At 33.1% G+C, this 6,491-nt stretch carries 8 protein-coding genes; 3 read left to right on the forward strand and 5 right to left on the reverse strand.

From position 1 onward, the window contains the following. Positions 1–403: 403 nt before the first annotated feature. From N4A40_01900 to N4A40_01920, 5 genes are all read right to left on the reverse strand, one after another. Complete coding sequence (locus N4A40_01900) at positions 404–805, reverse strand: arsenate reductase ArsC (GenBank protein ID MCT4660585.1); 402 nt, start codon at positions 803–805, stop codon at positions 404–406. 101 nt (positions 806–906) lie between these two features. Continuing rightward, positions 907–1,143 carry a thioredoxin family protein gene (locus tag N4A40_01905; protein ID MCT4660586.1) on the reverse strand — a complete coding sequence of 79 codons (237 nt, stop codon included), beginning with the start codon at positions 1,141–1,143 and terminating at the stop codon, positions 907–909. Positions 1,144–1,194: 51 nt separating this feature from the next. Continuing rightward, entirely contained in the window at positions 1,195–2,130 is a 936-nt protein-coding gene (locus tag N4A40_01910) for a GTP-binding protein (protein MCT4660587.1), read from the reverse strand. A 123-nt stretch (positions 2,131–2,253) separates the two neighbouring features. Further along, positions 2,254–3,225, reverse strand: a complete 972-nt coding sequence (locus N4A40_01915; GenBank protein MCT4660588.1) for a permease — start codon at positions 3,223–3,225, stop codon at positions 2,254–2,256. Between the two features lie 29 nt (positions 3,226–3,254). Beyond that, positions 3,255–3,599, reverse strand: coding sequence for a metalloregulator ArsR/SmtB family transcription factor (locus tag N4A40_01920; protein ID MCT4660589.1), 345 nt, complete (start codon positions 3,597–3,599; stop codon positions 3,255–3,257). A gap of 177 nt (positions 3,600–3,776) precedes the next feature. Here N4A40_01920 and gnd point away from each other — a divergent pair, with 177 nt between their 5' ends. From gnd to N4A40_01935, 3 genes are all read left to right on the forward strand, one after another. Beyond that, complete coding sequence (gene gnd, locus N4A40_01925; protein ID MCT4660590.1) at positions 3,777–4,673, forward strand: decarboxylating 6-phosphogluconate dehydrogenase; 897 nt, start codon at positions 3,777–3,779, stop codon at positions 4,671–4,673. 9 nt (positions 4,674–4,682) lie between these two features. Further along, positions 4,683–6,083: a glucose-6-phosphate dehydrogenase gene (gene zwf, locus N4A40_01930; protein ID MCT4660591.1), complete on the forward strand. Its 1,401-nt coding sequence runs from the start codon at positions 4,683–4,685 to the stop codon at positions 6,081–6,083. Then, positions 6,076–6,491 (forward strand): cyclase family protein (locus N4A40_01935; protein MCT4660592.1); only part of this gene is annotated, 416 nt, incomplete at its 3' end. The genes zwf and N4A40_01935, both read left to right, overlap by 8 nt.

The raw sequence follows: 6,491 nt of genomic DNA on the forward strand, positions 1-6,491 counted from the left end.
AATCCGCTAAATTTAGACGTTTGTACCGCGTCAGCTCTTAGCGACTTACTTAGTATAACAAGCCCTAGTATCTTTTGCAAGGGCTTTTTGCAAGTTTTTTCGAATGTAAGTAGCAACTATGCCTTGTGTTTCAAGAAAGCAGAAAATAGGCAATAAGTAGCTAATTACAGCCATATTCTCATACCACCAAATACTCCACTTTATTCACATTTTTTTGTCAACATATCAACAATTCCCTAAATTATCGGTTTTATAACCACATGCTTTTGTGGATAAGTCTTAGTTAGCCACAGTTTTATCCACATAATCCACAAAAAAACAAGCAAGAAAACAACAGTAACAGCACTTCTGCATTTGAACTCTAACGCAAAAGGTCTGTTACTGTTGATTTCGACTAATCCCTCTAACTCATCTTTCTAACTTCTTCAATTAAATTTTCAACTTTTTTTCTAATTATATCTCTACATTTTCTAAAATCTTCAATCGATCCTCCCGATGGATCTTCTAATCCCCAGTCTTCCTCTTTGCTGCTTGGATGATATGGACAAACAACGTTACAACCCATTTTTACGAGTATATCCACTTCACTAGGTATATCCGACAATAGTTTTGGTTTATGTCCACTCATATCTATTCCTAACTCTTCCATAACTTCAACTGCTTTTGGTTTGACTTCAGGATATTCTTCTGTCCCTGCAGAATATACATCCAATATATCTGAGCCTAAATGTTTTGCAAGACCTTCAGCCATTTGACTTCTACATGAATTGTGGACACAGACAAATGCAACTTTAACTTTCTCCATTATAATCCCTCTCTTTCATAACATACACAAAACAAAAATAGCTGAACTTATAAAAATTATAATAACTCTCATAAGTTCAGTTATTTGTCACAAATTCTTTACTATAATTTTTTTAGTATCTTTACTACATCTTTTACCTTTATAGTTCGTCCTTTTGAAACCACCTTGCCATCTACTACTATAGCCGGTGTACTCATAACTCCATAGGACATGATATCTTTAAGCCCTTCTACCTTTTCTACATCTGCCTCTAATCCCAATTCATCAAGTGCTTTTTGCACATATTCCAGCTGCTCATCACACTTTGCACAGCCACTTCCCAATATTTTTATCTCCATTATGGCACCTCCATTTATAATGATAAACTATATTTTCAGTCTTAGCTTTTCCTATCTAACTTTCATATCTGTTCCAATTTCTTCTTTCCATGCTGCAAACAATGGTTTTATTACCTGAGGTCCTATTTTAGATATAAATACTATACTTCCACCATCTTCATGTATATCTGATTCTTTATAGTCAATCTTAGGACCAACTGCATCAACTTGCATCCATCCTTCATTTTCAAACTCAGCAAAACCTTTTATTCTGTAACAATCTTTCTTTACCCTTTGAATAAATGCATCAAACCCATCCCTTGGAATTCTTCCTTCAAATGTCATATGAAGAGTTTTAGGTTTATTGTCTACAGAATTGTGAGTATCATCAAAATGCATAGGACTTAATTTTAGCAAATCCTCTTCCATAAAATTAAAATCCAATTTGCCAAAACTAGTTTCGTGAATTATTATATCTTCTTTGATAGACTTTACTACATCTTTTACTTTTGAAAGCTCATCTGCATCTATTAAATCCACTTTATTTATTACAGCCATTTGCGAATGCTTAAGCTGCTTTTCAACAGTTTCTATTTCATCTAATTGAGTCAAAAATTGTGCAGCATCAACTAAACATATAGAGCCTCTGTAATCCATGGCATCTGGGTGCACTGAATGAAGAGCATCTAATATCTCATCCATATTAGATGGATCTGCTAAGCCTGACCCTTCAACAAAAACATAGTTCATTTCCCTTTCTGCCATTTCCTTGAGCGCTTCTATAAATGAAAGCTGAAGACAAGAGCAGTATATAGATCCTCTATTTATCTCAACCATTTCAAGTCCATCTTTTTTGAGTAACTCTCCATCTATGCTCATCTTGCCAAATTCATTTTGTATCACTCCAAGTTTCACTGATTCATTTTTTTGAAGCACCTCTTTTAAAAATGTAGTCTTACCACTACCCAAAAATCCATTTATTGTATAAAGCTTTACTGTTTTTCCCATCTAAAAAATCTCCCCTCTTCTCTCTTGAACTAATTTTTCATAATTTATAAGAATCATTTTAGCTTAATCAAAGCCACAAAAAATCATATTTAATATAACCCAAATTCATAAGCTAAAATTTATCTACATTATAAGATGCCCAACTCCATTAAATAAATAACCGACAAGTACTATTCCTATTCCAGTTATGGCAACAAAACTTGCTATTAGTTTTGGCTTAATAACCTTTCTAAGAAGAATCATTTCCGGTGCTGAAAGTGCTGTCACTGCCATCATAAATGAAAGCGCTGTTCCCAGACCAGCTCCCTTAATTAGCATAGCCTCTGCAACTGGAATCATCCCGAGTGCATTTGAATAAAGTGGTATAGCTACTATAGTTGCAACTATTACTGCAAATGGGTTATCTGCGTTTGCATATTGAGCAAAAAATCCATCATCTGGAACCCAGCCATGTATGAATGCTCCTATTCCTATTCCTACTAATAGAAATAACCATACTCTCTTAACTATATCCTTTACATTTTGAATAGCAAAATTAACTCTTTGCTTGTGATTTAGTTCTTCAACTTCAGTTTCACCCATCTTAATTTCATAAACATACGACTCAACTTGATCTTCTAAGTGCAATTTGTCTATTAATATTCCTCCAACAACTCCAATTACTACTCCAGTAATAACATACAAAAGTGCAACCTTCCATCCAAATGATGCTAGCAATATAGCAAATGCTGCTTCATTTACTATAGGAGATGTTATTAAAAATGAAAATGTAACTCCTATAGGAATACCGGCTTCTACAAAACCTATAAAAAGTGGTACTGATGAACAAGAGCAAAATGGTGTCACTATTCCCAGCAACGAAGCCATTATATTTCCCTTTATACCGCTAATTTTTTCAACAATTTTTTTCGTTCTTTCCACTGGAAAGAAACTTCTGATATATGATATTGCAAATATCATTATCCCAAGTAAAATTATAATCTTTATAGTATCGTAGATAAAAAAGTGAATACCCGAACCTAATCCAGTCTCCATAGAAATTCCCATAATATCTACTACTAAGCTTTCAACTAATTTATCCAACCAATCAAACATACTACCCCTCCTCTAGTTAAAACCCTAAATTACCTTGGATTGCAACTATTTAATATTTCATCTTTTTTGTATAACTTTTTATAGTCATCTTTCAGTCTCTCAATACTTTCTCTCTGGCTTGAAATCAAATCAAAAATCATTGAATATGTCTCAGATTCTCTATTCAAACTATAATATACATACTGCTCTTGCTTCTTGATATTAACTATACCGAGATCTCTCATTTTAGCTAAATGTTTAGAAACTTTAGGTTGTGACTCTTCTAGCACTCCATATATTTGACACACACACAAATCTCCTTCAGCTAAAAGTGACACAATCCTAAGCCTTGTTTCATCTGATAATACTTTAAATATCTTAATTAGTTTTTCCATATTCCCTCCTTATATACGCATATGAGTATATACTCATAATATAACCTTGTCTATTATTTGTCAAGCTTTTATATAAATTTATTCTAAATTTGTTCATAGCTGTACCTTAGGGGTATATAGAAGTAGGGAATTGATAGATATATTCACTTTATTTTTTATTTTAAGGAGGACTTCATCATGAAAATCGGTCTAATCGGAACTGGAAAAATGGGTACACCTCTTGCTTTAAATGCTATAGATAATGGTCATGAAATATTAGCATTTGCGCGTTCTAATGAAAAAAAATCAAAATTAAATGAGATAGGAGTAGATTCTGTAACTTCCTATGAAACTCTCTGTAAATCTCTCGCCGTTCCTCGAAAAATATGGATCATGGTTCCATCTGGAAATGCAGTAGATGAAGTTATAGTAAATCTTTTACCACATCTTTCAGCAGGTGATATTTTGATCGATGCTGGTAACTCAAATTTCAACGATACATTGAGGAGAAGTAAATACCTTCACGAGCAACATATTCATTTTCTAGATGTCGGAACAAGTGGTGGCATAGAAGGCGCTAGACATGGTGCTTGCCTTATGATAGGTGGTGATGAACGTATATTTACACTTCTAGAGCCGTTCTTTAGAGATATTTCCATAAATGGCGGATATGGATACATGGGAGTCTCTGGCAGTGGACACTATGTAAAAATGGTTCACAATGCAATAGAATACGGTATGATGCAATCTATCGGTGAAGGTTTCGATCTCTTAAAACACTCAGAATTCAAATTTGATTACGAAAATATATCTAGAATTTGGAGCAATGGTTCCATCATAGAAGGATTGCTTATGAGGCTTACAAATGAAGCTTTCAAAAAAGATTCTTCTCTCGAAAATATAGAAGGGAAAGTAAATGACTCCGGTGAAGGTAGATGGGCTGTAGAAGAAGCTCTTAGATTAAGTGCTTACACCCCTGTTTTATCACTATCTCTTTTGAATAGATTCAAATCTAGAGATAATGATAATTTTTCAGAAAAAGTAATCTCTGCTCTGCGAGCTGAGTTTGGCGGTCATAAAATTGACAGAAAGTAGGTGATACACATGAGTCGTTGTCAAAATCCTTGTATTTTAACACTATTTGGCGGAACTGGAAACCTAGCATATAAAAAATTAATACCAGCCCTTTATCATTTGTTTGCTGAAGATAAACTACCAAAATGTTTTTATGTATTGTCTGTTGGAAGACGAGAATATACTAAAGAAACCTATCAAGAATCAATCAAATCTTATCTAGATGACGATTCTACATTTGATGAAGATGTTTGGAATAAATTTGCAAAAATCATTGGATACTTTCCTCTAGATTTTAATGAAGAAAGTCACTATATAGCACTTTCAAATCATCTAAAAAAATTAGATAGTATTTATGGAACCAAAAATAATAGACTATTTTATTTTGCAGTAGCACCGCAATACTTTGAATTAATTTCCAAAAGACTAGTAACATACAATCTTTTAGAAGATAACTCAGGTTTTCACAGGGTAGTCTTCGAAAAACCCTTCGGTAAAAATTTAGAAACCGCTAAATCTTTTAATCGCATATTGAGAGAATGCTTTGATGAAAAACAAATATATAGAATTGATCATTATCTCGGTAAAGAAATGATTCAAAATATATTGGTTCTTAGATTTGCAAATAGGTTATTCGAAGAAATTTGGTGTAAAAATGGTATAGAAAAAATTCACATAAAGGCTCTTGAAACTGTAGGTGTTGGAAAAAGAGGTGGCTATTATGATAACGCTGGAGCCCTTAGGGATATGGTTCAAAATCATTTACTACAAATACTAGCACTAATAGCTATGGATCCTCCTAAAAATTTCGATACTGAATCTATTAGAAATGAAAAGGTTAAAGTTTTGTCGAATCTAAAACTTCACAAAATAAATGGAAAGAGCGATATAGTTTTGGGTCAATATGAAGGTTATTTAAAAGAAGATCAAGTTCAACCAAATTCTCTAACCGAAACCTACGTAAAACTAAGTTGTGCAGTGGATACTAATAGATGGCAAGGGGTTCCCTTCATATTGGAAACTGGCAAAAAATTAGATCAAAAAAAAGCTGAAATAGAAATCTATTTCAAGCCACACTCTAGTAAATATACTCCTGATGGAATAGAGACATTTCCGAACAGGTTAATAATAAGAATACAGCCGTCTGAAGGTGTTTTTTTGGAAATGAATGTAAAAAAGCCTGGCCTTGAACTAGAAATTGATCGTGTAAATATGGAGTATTGTCAATCATGTAAAACTTTAATACACAGTCCTGAAGCTTATGAAAAACTTATAACGGACATAATTGATGGCGACTCAACTTTATTTGCTAGGTGGGATGAAATTGAAGCTTCGTGGACATTCGTAGATAAATTATTAGAATGCTGTTCTCTTGATAGGAGATATCTTAAAATATACAGCCCAGGAAAGCGAGGTCCAAACGATGTCTAGTATAAAATTTCCATATGACATATCAATACCTATAGATGAAAATATGATTGTCTATAAAAATAAAGAACTAAAAAAACCCGAAATAGAGACTCTTTTAAACCATGACTCTGACAACATGCACGAAAGTCGTTTTCACATAGATGCTCACACTGGAACACACATAGACTTTCCTCTACATGCTATATCAAATGGCAAAGTTGCATCAGATTATCCTTTAGAATCATTCATGGGTTCTTGCTATCTATTTGATTTATCAGCTTCTATAGTAGAAATCACTGATGATGTCATAAAAAATTATATAGAAGAACACAGAGTTCTAATTCACGAAGGTGATATTCTTTTATTTAAAACTAGAAATTCACCTCTTCGTGATTTTGATTTTAATTTTCCATTTATAACATCTAGCGG

The organism is Tissierellales bacterium (genome assembly GCA_025210965.1).
GTDB lineage: Bacteria > Bacillota > Clostridia > Tissierellales > JAOAQY01 > JAOAQY01.